Origin of the sequence: Streptomyces venezuelae, assembly GCF_008642275.1 — a bacterium.
GTDB lineage: Bacteria > Actinomycetota > Actinomycetes > Streptomycetales > Streptomycetaceae > Streptomyces > Streptomyces venezuelae_E.
Window position 1 is genome coordinate 6,251,186 of record NZ_CP029189.1, and the last position, 20,256, is coordinate 6,271,441.

Genomic DNA, 20,256 nt, shown 5'->3' on the forward strand with positions numbered 1-20,256 from the left:
GGCTACTTCCCCTGTTCCTTCAGCGTGGGGCGGCCGGGCTGCTCGCCGCCGCGCTCCTTGATGTACGTCTCGGTCGGGACCATCACCTTGCGCCGGAAGACGCAGACGAGGGTGCCGTCCTGCTTGTAGCCCTTGGTCTCGACGTAGACGATGCCGCGGTCGTTCTTCGACTTCGACGGGGTCTTGTCGAGGACCGTGGTCTCGCCGTAGATCGTGTCGCCGTGGAAGGTCGGCGCCACGTGCCGCAGGGACTCGATCTCCAGGTTGGCGATGGCCTTCCCGGAGACGTCCGGCACGGACATGCCGAGCAGCAGCGAGTAGATGTAGTTGCCCACGACCACGTTCTTGCCGAAGTCGGTGGTGTTCTCGGCGTAATTGCTGTCCATGTGGAGCGGGTGGTGGTTCATGGTCAGCAGACAGAAGAGGTGGTCGTCGTACTCGGTGACCGTCTTTCCGGGCCAGTGCTTGTAGACCGCCCCGACCTCGAACTCTTCGTACGTGCGTCCGAACTGCATGACGGTCAGGCCTCCGGGATCTCGAACTTGGTGGTGCGCTCCATGCCCGCGGCCCGGCCCTTGCCCGCGATGACCAGGGCCATCTTACGGCTGGCCTCGTCGATCATCTCGTCGCCGAGCATCGCGGAGCCCTTCTTGCCGCCGGCCTCGGAGGTGCACCAGTCGTACGCGTCGAGGATCAGCTCGGCGTGGTCGTAGTCCTCCTGGGAGGGGGAGAAGACCTCGTTGGCCGCGTCGACCTGGCCGGGGTGCAGCACCCACTTGCCGTCGAAGCCCAGCGCCGCCGCACGGCCGGCCACCTCGCGGTAGGCGTCCACGTCGCGGATCTGGAGGAAGGGGCCGTCGATCGCCTGGAGGTTGTGCATGCGGGCCGCCATCAGGATCCGCATGAGGATGTAGTGGTAGGCGTCCGCCGGGTAGCCGGGCGGCTGCATGCCCACGACCAGGGACTTCATGTTGATGGAGGCCATGAAGTCGGCCGGGCCGAAGATGATGGTCTCCAGCCGCGGCGAGGCGGCGGCGATCTCGTCGACGTTCACCAGGCCCTTGGCGTTCTCGATCTGCGCCTCGATGCCGATCTTGCCGACCTCGAAGCCCATGGTCTTCTCGATCTGGGTCAGGAGGAGGTCGAGGGCCACGACCTGCTGGGCGTCCTGGACCTTCGGCAGCATGATGCAGTCGAGGTTCTGGCCGGCGCCCTCGACGACGGTGACGACGTCGCGGTAGGTCCAGTGGGTGGTCCAGTCGTTGACGCGCACGACGCGGGTCTTGCCGGTCCAGTCACCGTTGTTCAGCGCGTCCACGATGGTGTGGCGGGCGCCTTCCTTGGCGAGCGGCGCGCAGGCGTCCTCCAGGTCCAGGAAGACCTGGTCGGCCGGCAGGCCCTGGGCCTTCTCCAGGAACCGCGGGTTCGAGCCGGGTACCGCGAGGCAGGAGCGACGCGGGCGAAGGCGGTTCACCGGGTGGACGGGCGTGGTCATGCGGGGACCTCCGTGCTTGCAACGAGTGCGTTGTCTGTGTCGAGGGGGGCGAGCTTGTTGGCCTTGCGGATCTCGTCGACGATACGGCCGATGATCTCCGTGATGCCGAAGTCCTTCGGCGTGAAGACCGCGGCGACACCGGCGGCCTTGAGCGTCACGGCGTCGGCGTTCGGAATGATGCCTCCGACGATGACGGGGATGTCACCCGCCCCCGCCTGTCGCAGCCGCTCCAGGACGTCCGGGACCAGAGCGCTGTGCGAACCGGACAGGATGGACAGTCCCACGCAGTGCACGTCCTCGGCCAGCGCCGCGGAGGAGATCTCCTCCGGCGTCAGCCTGATGCCCTGGTAGACCACCTCGAAGCCGGCGTCGCGGGCCCGGACGGCGATCTGCTCGGCGCCGTTGGAGTGCCCGTCCAGGCCGGGCTTGCCGACCAGCAGGCGCAGCCGGCCCGAGCCGAGCTCGTCGGCGGTGCGGGCGACCTTCTCGCGGACCTCGTGCATCGGCGTGCCCGGCTCGGCGGTCACGGCGACGGGGGCCGAGGAGACCCCGGTCGGTGCGCGGAACTCGCCGAACACCTCGCGCAGCGCGCCCGCCCACTCGCCGGTCGTGACACCGGCCCGGGCGCACTCCAGGGTGGCCTCCATCAGGTTCTCGGTGCCCGCCGCGGCCTCCTTCAGGCGCTCCAGCGCCTGCTGGGTGGTGGGGAAGACGAACGGGTCGCCGTTCCCCTGCCGGTCCGAGGACTCCTGGCGCTCGGCGCGCCAGCGGCCGATCCGCTCGACGGTGAAGGCCTCCGTCGCCGGGTCGACCGTCATGATCGCGCCGTCCAGGTCGGCCGTGAGCGGGTTCTCCTCGGTCTGCTCGAAGCAGTTGACACCGACGATCTTGTCCTCGCCGGCCTCGATCCGTGCCCGCCGTTCGGCGTGCGAGGAGACCAGCTCGCCCTTGAGGTACCCGGACTCCACGGCGGCCATGGCGCCGCCCATCTCCTGGATCCGGTCGATCTCGGCCAGGCAGTCGGCGACCAGGGAGTCGACTTTGGCCTCGATGACGTGGGATCCGGCGAAGATGTCGTCGTACTCCAGCAGGTCGCTCTCGTGGGCGAGGACCTGCTGGATGCGCAGCGACCACTGCTGGTCCCAGGGCCGGGGCAGGCCCAGCGCCTCGTTCCAGGCCGGCAGCTGCACCGCGCGGGCGCGGGCGTCCTTGGAGAGGGTGACCGCGAGCATCTCCAGCACGATGCGCTGGACGTTGTTCTCGGGCTGCGCCTCGGTCAGTCCCAGGGAGTTGACCTGGACGCCGTAACGGAAGCGGCGCTGCTTCGCGTTCTCGATGCCGTAGCGCTCCTTGGTGACCTGGTCCCAGATGCGGCCGAAGGCGCGCATCTTGCACATCTCCTCGATGAAGCGGACGCCCGCGTTCACGAAGAAGGAGATGCGGGCGACCACCTCGCCGAAGCGCTCCTCGGGCACCTGCCCCGAGTCGCGCACCGAGTCGAGGACGGCGATCGCCGTGGACATCGCGTAGGAGATCTCCTGGACCGGGGTGGCCCCGGCCTCCTGCAGGTGGTAGCTGCAGATGTTGATCGGGTTCCACTTCGGGATGTGGTTGACCGTGTACGCGATCATGTCGGTCGTCAGCCGCAGGGACGGCCCCGGCGGGAAGACGTGCGTCCCGCGCGAGAGGTATTCCTTGACGATGTCGTTCTGGGTGGTGCCCTGGAGTTGGGCGATGTCCGCGCCCTGCTCCTCGGCGGCCACCTGGTAGAGCGCCAGCAGCCACATGGCGGTGGCGTTGATCGTCATCGAGGTGTTCATCTGCTCCAGGGGTATGTCCTGGAACAGCCTCCGCATGTCGCCCAGATGGGAGACCGGGACCCCGACCCGGCCGACCTCGCCGCGGGCGAGGATGTGGTCGGGGTCGTAGCCGGTCTGCGTCGGCAGGTCGAACGCGACCGACAGGCCGGTCTGGCCCTTGGCGAGGTTGCGGCGGTACAGCTCGTTGGACGCCTCGGCCGTGGAGTGGCCGGCGTACGTCCGCATGAGCCACGGACGGTCCTTCTGGCGCTCTGTCATCTCAGGCTGTCCCTTAGGCCTTTGAACGGTCTCAGACGTTACGGAAGCGGTTGATCGCGTCGAGGTGCTCGGCGCGCATCTCGTGGTTGCGGACGCCGAGGCCCTCCTCGGGGGCGAGCGCGAGGACGCCGACCTTGCCCTGGTGGAGGTTGCGGTGCACGTCGTAGGCGGCCTGGCCGGTCTCCTCCAGGGAGTAGACCTTCGACAGGGTGGGGTGGATCTTGCCCTTGGCGATGAGGCGGTTGGCCTCCCACGCCTCGCGGTAGTTGGCGAAGTGCGAGCCGACGATCCGCTTCAGCGACATCCACAGGTAGCGGTTGTCGTACTGGTGCATGTAGCCCGAGGTCGAGGCGCAGGTGGTGATGGTGCCGCCCTTGCGGGTGACGTAGACCGAGGCGCCGAAGGTCTCGCGGCCCGGGTGCTCGAAGACGATGTCGATGTCCTCGCCGCCGGTCAGCTCGCGGATCTTGGAACCGAAGCGCTTCCACTCGCGCGGGTCCTGGGTGTGCTCGTCCTTCCAGAACTTGTAGCCCTCGGCGTTGCGGTCGATGACCGCGGTGGCGCCCATGGCCCGGCAGATGTCGGCCTTCTCCGGGGAGGAGACGACACAGATCGGGTTGGCGCCGCCGGCCAGCGCGAACTGGGTGGCGTAGGAGCCGAGGCCGCCGCTGGCGCCCCAGATCAGGACGTTGTCGCCCTGCTTCATGCCGGCGCCGTTCTGGGAGACCAGCTGACGGTAGGCCGTGGAGTTGACCAGGCCGGGGGAGGCGGCCTCCTCCCAGCTGAGGTGGTCGGGCTTGGGCATCAGCTGGTTGGACTTGACGAGCGCGATCTCGGCGAGGCCGCCGAAGTTGGTCTCGAAGCCCCAGATGCGCTGCTCGGGGTCGAGCATCGTGTCGTTGTGGCCGTCGGAGGACTCCAGCTCGACCGAGAGGCAGTGTGCGACGACCTCGTCGCCCGGGTTCCAGGCGTTGACACCGGGGCCGGTGCGCAGGACGACGCCCGCGAGGTCGGAGCCGATGATGTGGTAGGGCAGGTCGTGGCGCTTGGTCAGCTCCGACAGGCGCCCGTAGCGCTCCAGGAAGCTGAAGGTGGAGACGGGCTCGAAGATCGAGGTCCACACCGAGTTGTAGTTGACCGACGAGGCCATGACCGCGACCAGGGCCTCGCCCGGGCCCAGCTCGGGCAGCGGGACGTTGTCCAGGTGCAGGGACTTGCGGGGGTCCTTGTCGCGGGTGGTGAGCCCGGCGAACATCTCCGCCTCGTCCTTGTGCACGGTGATCGCGCGGTAGGACTCGGGCAGCGGCAGGGCCGCGAAGTCTGCGGCGGTGGCGGACTGCGACTGAATCGCGTCCAGGATGTCCTTCACGGTGAGCCTCCGGCTAGCGCTGATGAGGGTGCGCTGAGGTGAGCGGGTGCGTGGTGCGGGTGCGGTGTGCCGTCGGTCCGGCTGGTGCGGTGGTGCTGGGCGACGCCCGTGGTGAGGCGTGCGGTGCCTGGTGACGCAGGCGATCCGGGGCGCGTTCCATGCCGTGTGGGCGAGGGTCGCGGGGACATCCGGACGACTTCAACGTATGGCACCCCGTGTCACCCGGCAAGGCACCGCGTGCCAAAACTTTCTCTCATTTGCCGATTGACCTGCACCGATGAGCGATGATCGATCAGAGTTACCCGCGAGTAGGGGCAAGCCGGACATACAAAAGCGGCCGCTCCCGGATCGGGAGCGGCCGCTGTGACCGAGGGCACCCCGGCCGTGGCCGGGGTGCGACTACTTCGCGCGCAGTGCCTCTTCGATGGTCCGCATGACCTCGTCCAGCGGGGCATCGGTGCGGGCCACCGCCACCAGCACCTCGCCCTCCGTACGGACGGCCGCCGGCGCGGCCGGCGCCGAGCCCAGGGTGCGGCCCGCGCCGATGCCCGAACCGAAGGTCTTCCGGACGATCGAGAACGCGTGGTCCAGCTGCGCCTCCACGTCCCCCTGGCCGCCGGCGCGCAGCCAGCGCCGCAGCACGTGGTTGTGGGCGGTGACCACCGCCGAGGCGGCCACCTCGGCCAGCAGCGGGTCGTCGTTGCCGTCGTGGTGGTCGTGCTCGTCGAAATGGGCCAGCAGGTAGCGGGTGAACAGCCGCTCGTACCGGGCCACCGAGGCGATCTCCCGCTCCCGCAGCGCCGGCACCTCACGGGTCAGCCGGTAGCGCTCCACCGACACCGCCGGCGAGGCGGCGTACATCTTCATGACTTCCTTGATCCCGCGGCACACCGTGTCGAGCGGGTGCTCGTGCGCCGGGGCCACGTCCAGAACGGCCTCGGCGCGGGTCAGGGTGTCGTCGTGGTCCGGGAAGATCGCCTCTTCCTTGGACCGGAAGTGCCGGAAGAAGGTCCGCCGCGCCACCCCGGCCGTCGCGGCGATCTCGTCGACCGTCGTCGCCTCGTACCCCTTGGTCGCGAAGAGCTCCATGGCCGCGGCGGCGAGTTCACGGCGCATCCTGAGCCGCTGGGCGGCCGCCTTGGTGCCGGCCGGACTCTCCGGCGTGTCGGAGGCCGTGGCGGCGCGGGGCGAGGTCTTGGCGGGCTGGGACATAGAGCGAAAGTACTTCATTCGTGCAGGGGTGCGCGCCCGCGGGGGGTGGGAGAGGGGTGGATGCGGGGGAGAGCCCGCACTGGGCTCGTGAGGGTTGGCCCGCCGTGAGGGTCCGGCGGGCCCGAGCAGCCCTCCCCACGCATCCGGCTCGTGGCCCGACGGATTACCGGCGGGCGGCGTACTCACGGAATCCGCGGCCGGTCTTCCGGCCCAGGCAGCCCGCGGCGACCAGGTGCTCCAGCAGCGGGGACGGGGCCAGGCCCGGGTCCCGGAACTCCTTGTGCAGCACCTTCTCGATGGCCAGCGAGACGTCCAGGCCGACCACGTCCAGGAGCTCGAACGGGCCCATCGGGTAGCCGCCGCCCAGCTTCATCGCCGCGTCGATCTGGTCGATGTCGGCGTAGTGCTGCTCGACCATCTTGATCGCGTTGTTGAGGTACGGGAACAGCAGCGCGTTCACGATGAAACCGGCCCGGTCGCCGCAGTCCACCGGGTGCTTGCGCACCTTGAGGCAGATCTCGCGGACCGTGGCGTGCACGTCGTCGGCGGTCAGGACGGTCCGGACCACCTCGACCAGCTTCATCGCCGGGGCCGGGTTGAAGAAGTGCATGCCGATCACGTCCTGCGGACGCGAGGTCACGCGGGCGACCGCGATCACCGGCAGCGAGGAGGTGGTGGTGGCCAGCACCGCGCCGGGCTTGCAGACCTTGTCCAGGGCCGCGAACAGCTCCTGCTTGACCGCCAGGTCCTCGGCGACCGCCTCCACGGCCAGGTCCACCTCGGAGAAGGCGTCCAGCGACCCGGCCGGGGTGATCCGGTCCAGCGTCCGGGCCGCGCCCTCCTCGGTCAGGCGGCCCTTGGACACCGCACGGCCCAAGGACTTCCCGATCGCGGCCTTGGCGGCCTCGGCCTTCTCCTGGCTGCGGGCGGCGAGCACCACGTCGTAGCCGGCCTGCGCGAAGACCTGGGCGATCCCGCTCGCCATGGTCCCCGAGCCGGCCACGCCGACCGAGCTGACGGGACGGCCGCTGCCGACCAGGGACCCGTCGAGCGGGGTCTGCAGGTCACGGACGATCACCGAGCTGCCCGGCGCCTCGTACGTGTAGAAGCCGCGGCCGGACTTCTGCCCGGTCAGGCCCGCCTCGGCCAGTTGGCCCAGGATCGGGGCCGGGGCGTGCAGGCGGTCGCCGGAGGAGGCGTACATGGCCTCCAGGACGGTACGGGCGGTGTCCACGCCGATCAGGTCGAGCAGCGCGAGCGGGCCCATGGGCAGCCCGCAGCCCAGCCGCATCGCCGCGTCGATGTCCTCGCGGGAGGCGTACCGCGCCTCGTACATGGCGGCGGCCTGGTTGAGGTAGCCGAAGAGCAGGCCGTCGGCGACGAAACCGGGCCGGTCGCCGACCGGAACGGGCTCCTTGCCGAGCTCGCGGGCCAGCTCGGTGACCGCCTCGACGGCAGGCGGGGCGGTGAGGACGCAGGAGACGATCTCGACCAGCTTCATCGCCGGGGCCGGGTTGAAGAAGTGCAGGCCCAGCACGCGCTCGGGACGCAGCGACTCGGCGGCCAGGCGCGTCACCGACAGGGCGTTGGTGCCCGTGGCCAGGATGGCGTCGGGCCGCACGATCGCGTCGAGCTCGCGGAACACCTGCTGCTTGATCTCGTACGACTCGGGGACGACCTCGATGACCAGGTCGGCCTCGGCGGCGGCGCCCAGGTCGGTGAAGGTGCGGAAGCGGGCGAGCACGTCGGCCCGCTCCTGCTCGGAGAGCCGCTCCCGGGCGACGGCGCGCGCGGTGGCCGCGGCGAGGGCGGACGCGGCCCGGTGGGCGGCGGCCTCGCTGACGTCGATGCCGATGACCTCGCGGCCGGCCCGGGCGAGGACCTCGGCGATGCCGGTGCCCATCGTGCCGAGGCCGACGACGGCGATGGTCTGGAGGGTGGGCTGACTGGACTGACGGTCCATCGAGGGACTCCAGTGGAAGAGGGTGACGACTGAGGGGGCGCGCGGCGCACGTCGCGCGCGGATGCCGTACGGAAGAGCCGTGCGGTGAAGGACCCGTGGTGAGCGGGGCCGAGGGGGAGAAAGCCCACGGGGGAACGAGTCCCTGGGGCGGAAACGGCGGAACCCTGTCCCGGGGCCACACCGCGAAGAAACGAACCGACCGGCACGAGGCGGCTGCGTCACCAGGCCGCCCTCGTACGTGTTGAAACGACAGTAACTCGCCGGTAACTGGTCCGCCAGAGCGCGGAGATGTGACCTGTACCGCCCAAATGTACCGATCATCGATCATCGATCAACCGGCGGTCCCGATGTCCCGAAACCCGGCACGGCGACCTCCCCGTCCCCCTAGGGTGGCCGGGTGAACGACGTGCTGGAGCGCCTGCGGGCGGAGGCGGGACCGTCACCCGAGTACGAGGTGCTGCTCACGGCCGCCCCCGACGCTCTCGCCGCCTCCCTGACGTCGGCCGGACTGCCCCTGTGGGCCCGTGAACTCGCCGCGTACCGGCTGGGCCTCGCCGGAGACCGCCGCGCCTTCGAGTCCCTCGTCCTGCTCCTCAACCACCGGGACCCGGCCCGCTGCGCGGCCGCCGCCGAGGCGCTGGCCGTCCTGGACGACCCGCGCACCGCCCGCGCGGCGGCGGCCCTGGCCACCAACAGCCTGCGCACGGCCTACGCGATGCAGCCCGTACGGCTGCTCACCGCGCTGCGCGCCCCCGAGTCCGTACCGGCCCTGATGGTCACCCTGGCGCGGCTGCTGTCCCCGCACGACCCGTACTGGCGGGTGGCCCTGGCCTGCGTCGAGGGCCTCGGCGCCCTCGCCGACCCCCGTGCCCGCGAACTCCTCACCCGCGCCCAGGCCCACCCCCGGCTGGCGGTGGCGGCGACGGCCGCCCTGCGCGGGCTCCCGGCTTAGGCCGTCTCTTCCGGAACGACGGCGAAGGCCTCTACCTCGACCAGGAGTTCGGGCCCTGGCGTCCGGGCCGCCGGCCGGGCCGGGGTCGGCCCGCGCCGGTTCCCGGCCCGCGGTCCGGCCCCGGTGCCCGGCCCGGCAGGCGTCAGCCGCGGAAGCCGAGGAGGCCGTGCAGGGCCGCGCCGCCGGCGGAGGCCGGCACGGCGCGGGTCGCCGTCGTCGGCTTGGGAGCCGCCTGGGCCGGACAGGTGGCGTCCGACGCCCGGCCCGTCGTCAGATAGGCCGCGACCTTCTCGTCGAGGCACTTGTTGCCGCTCAGGGCGATGCCGTGGTTCCCGCCGCCCTCCTCCACCAGCAGGGCCGACCCCTTCAGCTTCTCCCGCATGCTGAGCGCGCCCTCGAAGGGGGTCGCCGCGTCCTCCGTCGCCTGGAGCAGGAGGGCGGGCGGGAGATCCGCGTTGGTCACGTCCGGGGCCTGGAGCGGCTCCGTCGGCCAGAACGCGCACGGCGCGTTGTACCAGGCGTTGTTCCAGGTCATGAACGGCGCCTCGGCGTGGGTGCGCCACATGTCCGCACGCCACTGGTTCCAGTCCCTCGGCCAGGCCGAGTCCCGGCACTGGACCGCGGTGTAGACGCTGTAGCCGTTGCCCGCGGAGGGCTCCACCGCACCGAACCGCTCGTAGGCGGCCACCAGCGGCTTCGGGTCCTTGGCCACCGCGTACGCGGCGAAGGCCTCGGCCAGGTTCGGCCAGTAGCCGTTGTAGTACCCGCCCGGCATGAAGGTGTCCTCCAGCTCCGCCGGGCCCACCTTGCCTCCCGCCGGACTCTCCCGCAGCGCGTCCCGCATCGCGTACCAGGCCCGCTCGACCGCCGCCGGGTCGGTGCCGAGCTTGTAGGTGGCGTCGTACTGGGCCACCCAGGCCAGGAAGGCCTTGTGGCGGGCGTCGAAGGCGTGGTCCTGGGCGAGGTTGTCCTCGTACCAGACCCCGCCGGGGTCGACCACGGAGTCCAGGACGAGCCGGTGCACGCGGCCCGGGTGGAGCTTGGCGTACACCGCGCCCAGGTAGGTCCCGTACGAGTAGCCGAAGTAGCTGATGCGCTCCGCGCCGAGGGCGGCGCGGAGCGCCTCGATGTCCCGGGCGGCCGAGACGGTGTCGATGTACGGCAGCACGTCCGCGTGCTTGGTCCCGCAGGACTCGGCGAAGGAACGCACCCGGTCCAGGTTGGCCCGCTCGGTGGCCTCGTCCATGGGGACGGAGTCGGGCCGGGCGGGCTTGAAGTGCCCGGCCGCGCAGTCCAGGGCGGGCTCGCTCTTGCCGACGCCCCGCGGGTCGAAGCCGATCACGTCGTACTGCGCGGCCACCTCCTTGGGCAGGGCGGAGGCGATGAAACCGGCCAGGCTGCGCCCGCTGCCGCCGGGGCCGCCGGGGTTGACCAGCAGCGGGCCCTGGGAGGTGGGGCCGGTGTGGGGGACCCGGGTCAGGGCGAGGGTGATCTGCCGGCCGTCGGGCCGGGCGTGGTCGAGAGGCACCTTGAGGGACGCGCACTGCAGGGTCGGGTAACGCGGGGTCTTGCAGCCGGTCCAGCGCAGCGCGGCCTGCGCCCGGGCGGCCGGATCGGCCGGGGCGGCGGGCGCCGCCGTGACCGGGCTCGCGAGGGCCGCGGCGACCGTGGCGGCGACGGTGGAGATCGACAGCAGGACAGCGGCGCGCTTCTTCAAGGGGTGGAGCATGGGGCCTCCCAGCCGAGGGTTCTGGGCGGAATCGTCCCGGAAACCACGCCCGGAAGACGGGATTGGGCCCCCGATTGGCCCGATGTGATGACCGTTCAGGCGGCGCCGGCCGTCACAGGAGGCTGAGCTGGGTGGCTCCGGCAGGTGCGGCACCGTCCGGACGCTCCGGTACGACGATCCTGCGGGCCTCGCCCCGCCGGGCCGGGCCGATGCCGAATTCGGCCGCCAGTTCGTGGACTTGGCGGGTGATCCGGCGCTGGTACCAGGTGGGCGCGTACGACCCGCCCGCGTACATCCGCTCGTACCGGGTGACCAGGTGGGGGTGGTGGGCGCCCAGCCACGCCGTGAACCACTCGCGCGCCCCGGGCCGCAGATGGAGTACCAGGGGTGTCACGGAGGTCGCGCCGGCCTCGGCCACGGCCCGTACGGTCGCCCGCAGCTGTTCCGGGGAGTCCCCGAGGAAGGGGATCACCGGGGCCATCAGCACCCCGCACTCGATCCCGGCGTCGGTGAGCGCCCGTACGGCGCCGAGCCGGGCGGCGGGGGAGGGGGTGCCCGGCTCCACGGTCCGCCAGAGCCCGGTGTCGGTGAAGCCGACCGAGACCGAGATGCCGACGTCGGTGACCTCGGCGGCCTCCCGCAGGAGGGGGAGGTCGCGCAGGATCAGGGTGCCCTTGGTCAGGATCGAGAAGGGGTTGGCGTGGTCGCGCAGGGCCTCGATGATCCCCGGCATCAGCCGGTAGCGCCCCTCGGCGCGCTGGTAGCAGTCGACGTTGGTGCCCATGGCGATGTGCGCGCCGGTCCAGCGGGGAGAGCCGAGCTCGCGGCGCAGCAGCTCGGGGGCGTTGGTCTTGACGACGATCTGCGAGTCGAAGCCGATGCCCGTGTCGAGGTCGAGGTAGCTGTGCGTCTTGCGGGCGAAGCAGTACACGCAGGCGTGGCTGCACCCCCGGTACGGGTTCACGGTCCATTCGAACGGCATGCGCGAGGCGCCGGGCACCCGGTTGACGATCGACCGGGCGCGTACCTCGTGGAAGGTGATCCCCCGGAACTCGGGGGTGTCGATGGTCCGGGTCACGACGGCGTCGGCCCCGAAGAGCGCGGCGGGACCCGTCGGGCCCCCGGTCAGGTTGTCCCAGCGCATGGTGCGCCTCCCTCGCTAGCTCGGCGAAAGAATAGAACAAACGTTCCCATGATCGTGCGGGATGGTGGTCGGCTGCGACAGGCTGTGCGGCGTGGTGGGGCACGAAGGGTGACGGTTCCGGGCGAGGTGCGCGAGCGGATGGTGGGAGCGGTCGGCGAGGAGACGGCGCCCTTCGGGGTCGGTCGGCACCGGCCCCACGCGGACGAACCCTGGACCTGGGACCAGTGGCGGATCGCCGGCGGTGCGGACGGCATCGGCTGCCCGGTCCGTCCCGGTCTCGAACCGGATCCCGAAACGGGTCCCCGGATCCTTGACGACCATCCGTTGTGCGGCGGCACCCGGAGGTCGAGCCGAGCGGGCTGGTGCAGATGTGGGGCCGGGCCGCACGGAGTGCTCGGCGGGGCGAGCCGCACAAGCGCCGCAGAAGCGAGCCGCCGAACTCGACGGCACCGTCTCGGACCGCCGGCGCGAGGTGACCCCGCAGCACCTGCCCGGCCCGTCGTGTGCCGGGAACGGCGCACGACAGCGGTGCCGGCACCGAAGCCGGGTGCGCGGACGGACGGGGAGAGGCGCCTCGCGGAGCCGCCCCCGCGCGCGTCCGCGAGTGGGCCGCCGGGCTGTCCGGCCGCCCGGATACGGGAGCTTCGGCGCCCTCCTCCGCAGCGAAGCCGCCCCTCGCAGGATCGACGGCGGGCGCAGCCGGGAGGAGTTCCTCGCCTTCGGCGCCGACCGGGCGGTCCGGCACCCCACGGTGCCTGGTGGGCGACCAGAACCCCTGTCCGCCCACCGTGCCGTGCGCGCGACGGCCGGCGGCGGGCGGGGCCTCCCCCGCCGGCCTCCCGTACGGCAGCCCGCTCGCGCGCGTCCGCCGCCACGTCTGACCCGGATTTGGGCCACCGCCCCGGAGGTGGTTGGCTTCGCCGTGACGAGCGGACACAACTGCTGGAGGAACAGCTATGGCGCAGGTCGAGGCCACCACGGAGCGGATCATCGCGGCTGACGCGGAGACCGTGTTCGACGCGCTGGCGGACTACACCGGGACCCGCAAGAAGCTGCTGCCCGAGCACTTCAGCGAGTACGAGGTGCGCGAGGGCGGCGACGGCGAGGGCACCCTGGTGCACTGGAAGCTCCAGGCCACCAGCAAGCGCGTGCGCGACTGCCTGCTGGAGGTCAGCGAGCCCACCGACGGTGAGCTGGTCGAGAAGGACCGCAACTCCTCCATGGTCACCACCTGGCGCGTCACCCCCGCCGGTGAGGGCAAGTCCAAGGCCGTGGTCACCACCGTCTGGAACGGCGCCGGCGGCATCGGCGGATTCTTCGAGCGCACCTTCGCGCCCAAGGGCCTCGGCCGGATCTACGACTCCGTGCTGGAGAACCTGGCCACCGAAGTGGAGCGCTGAGCAACGGTGTTGACGGTGGGGCCGGGCCGACGGCCTCACCGGATCGGGTGAACCCGACGCGCCGACGGTTCGTAGGCCGCGCGCGGGCGGGCGGCCGGCGCGAGGGCCGGCGGACGACGGGGCGCCGCCGGGCACGGAAGCGGCACGGATCGCCCCGCGCCGCGCCGCACGGTCCATGCGCCGCGCCGGACCGGACTGCGCCGGGCCGCCGGGTCCATGCGCCGGACCGGACCGGACTGCGCCGCGCGGGACCGCGCGCCGCGCCGGGGCGTGTGCCCCACGGCCTACGACGGCCCCGGCGGCTAGGGTGGCACCCTGAGCGCAACCGACCGCCCGGGGGCCCGATGAAGATCCTCATCTCCGCCGACATGGAAGGCGCCACCGGCGTCACCTGGCCCGCGGACGTGCTGCCCGGAACACCGCAGTGGGAACGCTGCCGCGCGATGTTCACCTCCGACGTCAACGCCGCCGTCCTCGGCTTCTACGACGGCGGAGCGGACCAGGTCCTCATCAACGAGGCGCACTGGACCATGCGCAACCTGCTCCTGGAGAAGCTCGACGCCCGCGCCGAGATGATCACCGGCCGCCACAAGACCCTCTCCATGGTCGAAGGAGTCCAGCACGGCGACGTCGACGGCGTCGCCTTCGTCGGCTACCACACCGGAGCCGGCTCCGAGGGGGTCCTCGCCCACACCTACCTCGCCAACTCCATCACCGGAGTCTGGGTCAACGGGACGCGCGCCAGCGAGGGCCTGCTCAACGCGCACGTCGTCGCCGAGTACGGGGTCCCCGTCATCCTGGTCACCGGTGACGACCTCACCTGCGTGGACGCCGCCGGATACGCCCCCCGGGCCGCGACCGTCGCCGTCAAGGACCACGTCTCGCGCTACGCCGCCGTGTGCCGCACCCCGGCCCGTACCGCGGCCGACATCCGGGCCGCCGCCAAGGAGGCCGCCGCCCTGGCCGTGCGCCACGATCCGGTCCGCGGCGGCCCCTTCGCCGTGGAGCTGGAGTTCGACGCCGCGCACCTGGCCATGTCCGCGACGGTGGTCCCCGGAGTGGAGCGGTCCGGCGAGCGCAAGGTCGCGTACACCAGCGAGACCATGTACGACGGGATCCGGGCCTTCAAAGCGGTCACGACGGTCGTCTCGGCGGCCGTGGAGGAGCAGTATGGCTGACATGTGCGCAATCAACGCCGAGATCCCCGCCGGAGCCGTCGACGCGGCGGATCCGGTGGAAGGGGCGGACCGGGCGGACGTGGTGGACACGGTGGCGCTCGACGAGGCCGTCGAGTTCACCTCGGGCCTCATCCGGATCGACACCACCAACCGGGGCGGCGGGGACTGCCGCGAGCGCCCCGCCGCCGAGTACGTCGCCGAGCGCCTCGCCGCCGCCGGCCTGGAGCCGCTCCTGCTGGAGCGCACGCCCGGCCGCACCAACGTGGTCGCCCGGATCGAGGGCGCCGACCCGTCCGCCGAGGCCCTCCTCGTCCACGGCCACCTCGACGTGGTCCCGGCCGAGGCCGCCGACTGGAGCGTGGACCCCTTCTCCGGTGAGGTCCGCGACGGCGTGGTCTGGGGGCGCGGCGCCGTCGACATGAAGAACATGGACGCGATGGTGCTGGCCGTCGTACGGGCCTGGGCCCGCGCGGGGGTGAAGCCGCGCCGGGACATCGTGATCGCCTACACCGCGGACGAGGAGGACAACGCGGTGGACGGTTCCGGCTTCCTCGCCGACCACCACCCGCACCTCTTCGAGGGCTGCACCGAGGGCATCAGCGAGTCCGGCGCCTTCACCGTGCACGACGGCCCCGGCGGCCGCGCCCTCTACCCGATCGCGGCGGGGGAGCGGGGCACGGCCTGGCTGAAGCTGACCGCGCACGGCACCGCCGGTCACGGCTCCAAGCCCAACCGGGCCAACGCGGTCAGCCGGCTCGCCGCCGCCGTCGCGCGGATCGGCGAGCACGCGTGGCCGGTCCGGCTCACCGACACCGTCACCGCCTGCATCACCGAACTCGCCGCCCTGCAGGGCCTGTCGGTGGACCCGCGCCGGCCCGGCGTCGACGTCGACGAGCTCCTCGACGCACTCGGTCCGGCCGGCGCCCTGGTCCGCGCCACCGTGCGCAACAGCGCCAACCCGACCATGCTCAGCGCCGGTTACAAGCTCAACGTGATCCCCGAGCACGCCACCGGCTACGTCGACGGCCGGACCGTGCCCGGCGGCGAGGCCGAGTTCGCCGCCACCCTCGACGCCCTCACCGGCCCCGACGTCCGGTGGGAGTTCCACCACCGCGAGGTCGCCCTCCAAGCCCCCGTGGACGGGCGGACGTTCGGGATCCTGCGGGATTCGGTCGAGCGGTTCGACCCGGCGGGCCACGTGATCCCCTTCTGCATGGCGGGCGGCACGGACGCCAAGCAGTTCTCCCGCCTCGGCATCACCGGCTACGGCTTCTCCCCGCTGAAGCTGCCGCCCGGCTTCGACTACTGGGCCCTCTTCCACGGCGTGGACGAGCGGGTGCCGGTCGAGGCCCTGCACTTCGGCGTCCGCGTCCTCGACCGCGCGCTGCGGACCCTGTGAACGGGGCCCGGTGATGACGGCGACGACCCGGCCCTACGGCAGCTGGCCCTCACCCATCGACGCCGGCCTCGCCGCCTCCCTCGACGGGCGCCCCGAGTACCTCGGCACGATCGGCCCCGAGGTGTGGTGGACCGAACCCCGGCCCGAGGAGGCCGGCCGCCGCACCCTGGTGCGCCGCCGCCTCGCCGACGGCGGGCCCGAGATCACCGAACTGCCCGCCCCGTGGAACGTACGCAGCCGTGTCACCGAGTACGGCGGCCTGCCCTGGGCCGGCGCCGAACGGCCCGACGGCGGACCCCTGCTGGTCTTCGTCCACTTCGCCGACCAGCGGCTGTACGCGTACGAGCCCGACGCCCCCGGCAGCCCGGAGCCACGGCCCCTCACCCCGGTCTCCCGGACCGGCGGAGGCCTGCGCTGGGCCGACCCGGTGCTGCGCGGCGGCGAGGTGTGGTGCGTGCTGGAGGAGTTCACCGGGCCCGGCCCGACCGATGTGCGCCGGGTCCTGGCCGCCGTACCGCTGGACGGCTCGGCGGCCGGGAACCGCGGCGCGGTGCGGGAGCTGACGCACGACCGGTACCGGTTCACCACCGGGCCCCGGCTCTCCCCGGACGGCCGCCGGGCGGCCTGGCTGGTCTGGGACCACCCGCTGATGCCGTGGGACGGTACCGAGCTGCGGGTCGCCGAGGTCACCGGGGAAGGGGAACTCTCCGACGCGCGGACGGTGCTGGGCGGGCCCGACGAGGCCGTCGCCCAGGTCGAATGGACGGCCGAGGGGACCCTCCTCGCGGTCAGCGACCGCGGCGGCTGGTGGAACCCGTACGGCGTGGACCCGCGGACCGGCTGGGCGATCAACCTCTGCCCGCGGGAGGAGGAGTTCGGCGGCCCGCTGTGGAAGCCGGGGCTGCGCTGGCTCGCACCGCTGCCCGGGGACACCCCGCACGCGGCGGGCTCGGGGGCCGGGCTCGTCGCAGTCCTGCACGGGCAGGGCTCCGAGGTGCTCGGCATCCTCGACCCCGAGAGCGGCGACCTGGTGGACGCCGCCGGGCCGTGGACCGCCTGGCAGCCGACCCTCGCCGTGCACGGCACCCGGGTCTACGGGGTCGCCGCCAGCCCGCGCAGCGCGTACGAGGTGGTCGAGCTGGACACCGCCACCGGACACGCCCGGGCGGTCGGCGGGCAGCGCCCGGACCCGGTGGATCCGGCCTACTACCCGGAGCCGCAGAGCCGCACCTTCCTCGGCCCCGACAACCGCCACATCCACGCGCACGTCTACCCGCCGCACCACCCGGCCTGCCGGGCCGCGGCCGACGAACTGCCCCCGTACGTGATCTGGGCGCACGGCGGCCCCACCGACCACGTGCCGCCCGTACTCGACCTGCACATCGCCTACTTCACCTCGCGCGGCATCGGTGTGGCCGAGGTGAACTACGGCGGCTCCACCGGCTACGGTCGCGCCTACCGGGAGCGGCTGCGCGAGCAGTGGGGCGTGGTGGACGTGGAGGACTGCGCGGCGGTCGCCCGTGCGCTGGCCGCCGAGGGCACCGCCGATCCCGCCCGGCTCGCCATCCGCGGCGGCAGCGCGGGCGGCTGGACCGCGGCGGCCTCACTGGCCGCCACCGACCTGTACGCGTGCGCCGCGATCATCTACCCGGTCCTGGACCTGCTGGGCTTCGCCGGGGAGACCCACGACCTGGAGTCCCGCTACGTCGAGAGCCTGGCGGGGCCGCCGCAGACCCTGGCCGTCATCAACCGCGAGCGCTCCCCGGTGGCCCGCGCCGACGGGATCACGGCGCCGTTCGTCCTCCTCCAGGGCCTGGAGGACCCGGTCTGCCCGCCGGCCCAGGCGGAGCGGCTGCTCGACGCCCTGCGGGACCGGCCGGTTCCGGTGCCGCACGCGTACGTGACCTTCGAGGGCGAAGGCCACGGCTTCCGCCGGGCGGACACCATGGTCCGCGCACTGGAGGCCGAACTGTCTTTGTACGCCCAGGTCTTCGGCATCGAACGCACCGACGTCCCGCGGCTGGAACTGGGGACGGCTTAAGGCGTGCGCAGGCTCCACCAGACGGAGCCGAGGAGCAGGACGCCGGGGGCGATGCCTGCGACGGTCGCGATGACGGCGAGCGAGGCGCCGCAGGCGGCCAGTGCGAGACCGGCGGCGCCGCAGGCGGTCATCGCCGCCGCCAGCCAGCGGAGCGACGGCATGCGCCAGACGGCGGCGAGACCGAAGAAGTGCAGCCCGACGACCAGGCTGAGCCAGGCCACCGAGGCCTGCGGGGTGTGCAGTACGCGGGTGATGACGAGGAAACCGGCCAGCGCGGCGGCCACTTCGGCGGCCACCACGAGGAGGTAGCCCCGCCCGAACCGCGTCGGCGCCGCACTGCCGGCGCGGGGCGCCGGTGCCCGCCGCAGCGCGATGAACAGCCAGACGAACGAGGCGATCGCGAGGAGGCGCAGGGGAACGGCGGCGGTCGTGGGCAGGGCGCCGGCATTCGCCGCGACGAAGACCAGCCCGAATATGGCGCCGATGAGCCGACTTGTCTGATGTGATGTCACGGCGGCAGTCTCACCCGAAGTTGATCACTGGGCGAAAAGCCAGACCCGCAGCGGACCGATGGGGGTGAACCCGGCCCGGACCGCCGCCTCCAGGTCCTCCCCGTGCTCGTAGCCGACCACGTCCAGCTCCGGCCAGCGGGCGGAGACCGCGCCGAGGACGCCCGCCCAGGCGGCGCCGAACAGGTTGGACACGCCGACCACGCCCCCGCCGGTGCTGGCCACGGCCCCGGCGACGATCCGGCCGCCCGTGCGCCCGGCCAGGAACACGATCCCCTCGCGGAGCAGGTCCGGCGTGAACAGCCGGTCGCCGCCGTCGTCGTCGAAGGCGGCCTCCCAGGCGGCCAGTTCCCCGGCGTCCGCCACCTCGGACCACTCCAGCCCGGCCGCTTCCTCCGCGGCTTCGGGGAGCGGCGCCCCGGCGGGCCGATGGATCCACTGCGCCTCGAACAGCACCTCGAAGCCGTCCCCGGCCAGGTCCAGGTCGGCGAAGCTGTCCTTCACCGAGCAGCCGGGGGAGACGACGTCGACACCCCGCACCACGCTCCCCGCCGGCACGGCCGGTTCGAGCGTCACGGCATCGGGATACATGGGCGGAGTCCGCCGGACCCCGGCCCAGAGGCTCTCGCCTTCGTACCGGGTCGCCACCCCGTGCGCCCGACAAACGGCGTCGCACCACTGCGCGTTGTTGAGCGCGGCCTTGCGGACCAGCGGCAACCGCGTCGATTCATCCGTGATCACGCGGGCGATGGTGTCAGCACCCGGCGGCAGTGTCGATCGAATTGTGCGATCAAGCTACTGTGCCCCCTTTGCGTGTATGCGGCAGATCTGATGAGGTAGCCGCCATGATGGAACTGGTGTTCGGCGATGGCTGGCGCGCTGCGGTGACTGACCGACCCGGTGCGCTACCTGACCAGCGGCTTCGCCGCCCCCGACCCGGCTCCTCCGGTCCCGGCCACCCGGCGTCTGTTCACCGAATGCCTGGACATCATGACCACCCCGGTGTTCGACGGCCTGCGGGACGGGGATCCGGTGGCCCTGGCCAGGCTCCGGGTGCTGCAGGACGACCTGACGCACCAGTCCGAGGACCGGCACCGCGTCGAGGCCCTGACCGCGTTGATCGCCGACAAGGTGGAGCAATACGGGAACTGGTGAAGCCAGCAAAGGGCGTCCAGGGAATTTAGAGAAGGCCGGATGCAACGATCCTGGGCTTTCGCCGAAACAAGGAAGGACCCCGCCGTTTCCGGTGAGGGATGGTCATGAAACGCAACGACAGGATGGCCCGGCTGCTGGCGGAGTTCCCTGCCGGGGAACTCACGGACGACGACGTCCCGCCCGTGTTCCGAGAGGTGGTGGCCGGGGGCTGGTCGTACACACCCAATGGCGCTCGGGTGCTGAACGGCCTCGTGCCCGAGTCCGCCGGTTCGTACTTCGACCTGCTCCAGGAGGAGACGTCGATCAACGGTCGAGGCATGATCGACTACGACCTTCCGGTGGCGGAGTCCGAACGGACCGGGCCCCTCCTCCGAAGGTGTCTCGCCTACGCCTTCGCCTGTCTCGTCGAGGCGGAACGGGAGTTCGGAGATCAGGACGTCCGGTCGTACCTCGTCCTTTCTCTCGGCGGGGCGGATGACGACCTCCTGACGGCCACCGTCACTTTCTGCACGCACCACCCGAATGTCGCGCCCTATATCCGGGACATCGAAAATGTCCGGGACGCGGCTGTCGCAGAAATTGCGCTGAGCGATCTCGGTGTGTGGTGCTGACACTTGGCTCACGGCCATGGA

General features: G+C 72.1%; 17 protein-coding genes. 7 read left to right on the forward strand and 10 right to left on the reverse strand.

The features are described from left to right. Positions 1-2: 2 nt before the first annotated feature. The 6 genes from DEJ51_RS27650 to DEJ51_RS27675 form a co-directional block, all read right to left on the reverse strand. Positions 3-515, reverse strand: a complete 513-nt coding sequence (locus DEJ51_RS27650) for a MaoC family dehydratase (protein ID WP_030010163.1) — start codon at positions 513-515, stop codon at positions 3-5. Between the two features lie 5 nt (positions 516-520). Continuing rightward, on the reverse strand, positions 521-1,495 hold the full coding sequence (locus DEJ51_RS27655) for an HpcH/HpaI aldolase/citrate lyase family protein (RefSeq protein ID WP_030010164.1): 975 nt from the start codon (positions 1,493-1,495) through the stop codon (positions 521-523). Further along, positions 1,492-3,573, reverse strand: a complete 2,082-nt coding sequence (locus DEJ51_RS27660) for a protein meaA (protein WP_150260300.1) — start codon at positions 3,571-3,573, stop codon at positions 1,492-1,494. The genes DEJ51_RS27655 and DEJ51_RS27660 overlap by 4 nt, the downstream gene beginning before the upstream one ends. Positions 3,574-3,604: 31 nt before the next feature. Further along, positions 3,605-4,942 (reverse strand): crotonyl-CoA carboxylase/reductase, encoded by a 1,338-nt coding sequence (ccrA, locus tag DEJ51_RS27665; RefSeq protein WP_150260301.1) that lies wholly within the window; start codon positions 4,940-4,942, stop codon positions 3,605-3,607. A gap of 399 nt (positions 4,943-5,341) precedes the next feature. Continuing rightward, on the reverse strand, positions 5,342-6,154 hold the full coding sequence (locus tag DEJ51_RS27670; RefSeq protein WP_190620680.1) for a TetR family transcriptional regulator: 813 nt from the start codon (positions 6,152-6,154) through the stop codon (positions 5,342-5,344). A gap of 163 nt (positions 6,155-6,317) precedes the next feature. Then, the gene (locus DEJ51_RS27675) at positions 6,318-8,117 is read right to left on the reverse strand and encodes a 3-hydroxyacyl-CoA dehydrogenase family protein (protein WP_150260303.1); all 1,800 of its coding nucleotides are present in this window, start codon (positions 8,115-8,117) and stop codon (positions 6,318-6,320) included. Positions 8,118-8,514: 397 nt separating this feature from the next. Between DEJ51_RS27675 and DEJ51_RS27680 the strand changes: the two genes are divergently transcribed. Beyond that, entirely contained in the window at positions 8,515-9,069 is a 555-nt protein-coding gene (locus tag DEJ51_RS27680) for an adenylosuccinate lyase (RefSeq protein ID WP_150260304.1), read from the forward strand. Positions 9,070-9,211: 142 nt separating this feature from the next. Here the strand turns inward: DEJ51_RS27680 and DEJ51_RS27685 are convergent, their stop codons facing one another. Further along, entirely contained in the window at positions 9,212-10,798 is a 1,587-nt protein-coding gene (locus tag DEJ51_RS27685; RefSeq protein WP_150260305.1) for an alpha/beta hydrolase, read from the reverse strand. A gap of 112 nt (positions 10,799-10,910) precedes the next feature. Continuing rightward, positions 10,911-11,942 carry an Rv2578c family radical SAM protein gene (locus DEJ51_RS27690; RefSeq protein WP_150260306.1) on the reverse strand — a complete coding sequence of 344 codons (1,032 nt, stop codon included), beginning with the start codon at positions 11,940-11,942 and terminating at the stop codon, positions 10,911-10,913. A gap of 956 nt (positions 11,943-12,898) precedes the next feature. Between DEJ51_RS27690 and DEJ51_RS27695 the strand changes: the two genes are divergently transcribed. From DEJ51_RS27695 to DEJ51_RS27710, 4 genes are all read left to right on the forward strand, one after another. Further along, a complete protein-coding gene (locus DEJ51_RS27695; protein WP_033220130.1) occupies positions 12,899-13,342 on the forward strand; it encodes an SRPBCC family protein in 444 nt (147 codons plus the stop codon). Positions 13,343-13,686: 344 nt separating this feature from the next. Continuing rightward, entirely contained in the window at positions 13,687-14,520 is an 834-nt protein-coding gene (locus DEJ51_RS27700; RefSeq protein WP_150260307.1) for a M55 family metallopeptidase, read from the forward strand. 1 nt (position 14,521) lies between these two features. After that, positions 14,522-15,919, forward strand: a complete 1,398-nt coding sequence (locus DEJ51_RS27705) for a M20/M25/M40 family metallo-hydrolase (RefSeq protein ID WP_150260308.1) — start codon at positions 14,522-14,524, stop codon at positions 15,917-15,919. A 13-nt stretch (positions 15,920-15,932) separates the two neighbouring features. Then, on the forward strand, positions 15,933-17,960 hold the full coding sequence (locus tag DEJ51_RS27710) for a prolyl oligopeptidase family serine peptidase (protein WP_150260309.1): 2,028 nt from the start codon (positions 15,933-15,935) through the stop codon (positions 17,958-17,960). On the opposite strand, the gene DEJ51_RS27715 is transcribed toward DEJ51_RS27710, so the two are convergent. Both DEJ51_RS27715 and DEJ51_RS27720 read right to left on the reverse strand, forming a co-directional pair. Further along, positions 17,957-18,472 carry a hypothetical protein gene (locus tag DEJ51_RS27715; RefSeq protein WP_150260310.1) on the reverse strand — a complete coding sequence of 172 codons (516 nt, stop codon included), beginning with the start codon at positions 18,470-18,472 and terminating at the stop codon, positions 17,957-17,959. The two genes, DEJ51_RS27710 and DEJ51_RS27715, sit on opposite strands and share 4 nt — an antisense overlap. A gap of 24 nt (positions 18,473-18,496) precedes the next feature. Next, the gene (locus DEJ51_RS27720) at positions 18,497-19,210 is read right to left on the reverse strand and encodes a hypothetical protein (RefSeq protein ID WP_223835988.1); all 714 of its coding nucleotides are present in this window, start codon (positions 19,208-19,210) and stop codon (positions 18,497-18,499) included. A 159-nt stretch (positions 19,211-19,369) separates the two neighbouring features. On the opposite strand from DEJ51_RS27720, the gene DEJ51_RS27725 reads away from it, so the two are divergent. Further along, a complete protein-coding gene (locus DEJ51_RS27725; protein ID WP_150260311.1) occupies positions 19,370-19,624 on the forward strand; it encodes a hypothetical protein in 255 nt (84 codons plus the stop codon). Between the two features lie 104 nt (positions 19,625-19,728). After that, positions 19,729-20,235: a hypothetical protein gene (locus DEJ51_RS27730; RefSeq protein ID WP_150260312.1), complete on the forward strand. Its 507-nt coding sequence runs from the start codon at positions 19,729-19,731 to the stop codon at positions 20,233-20,235. Positions 20,236-20,256: the final 21 nt, after the last annotated feature.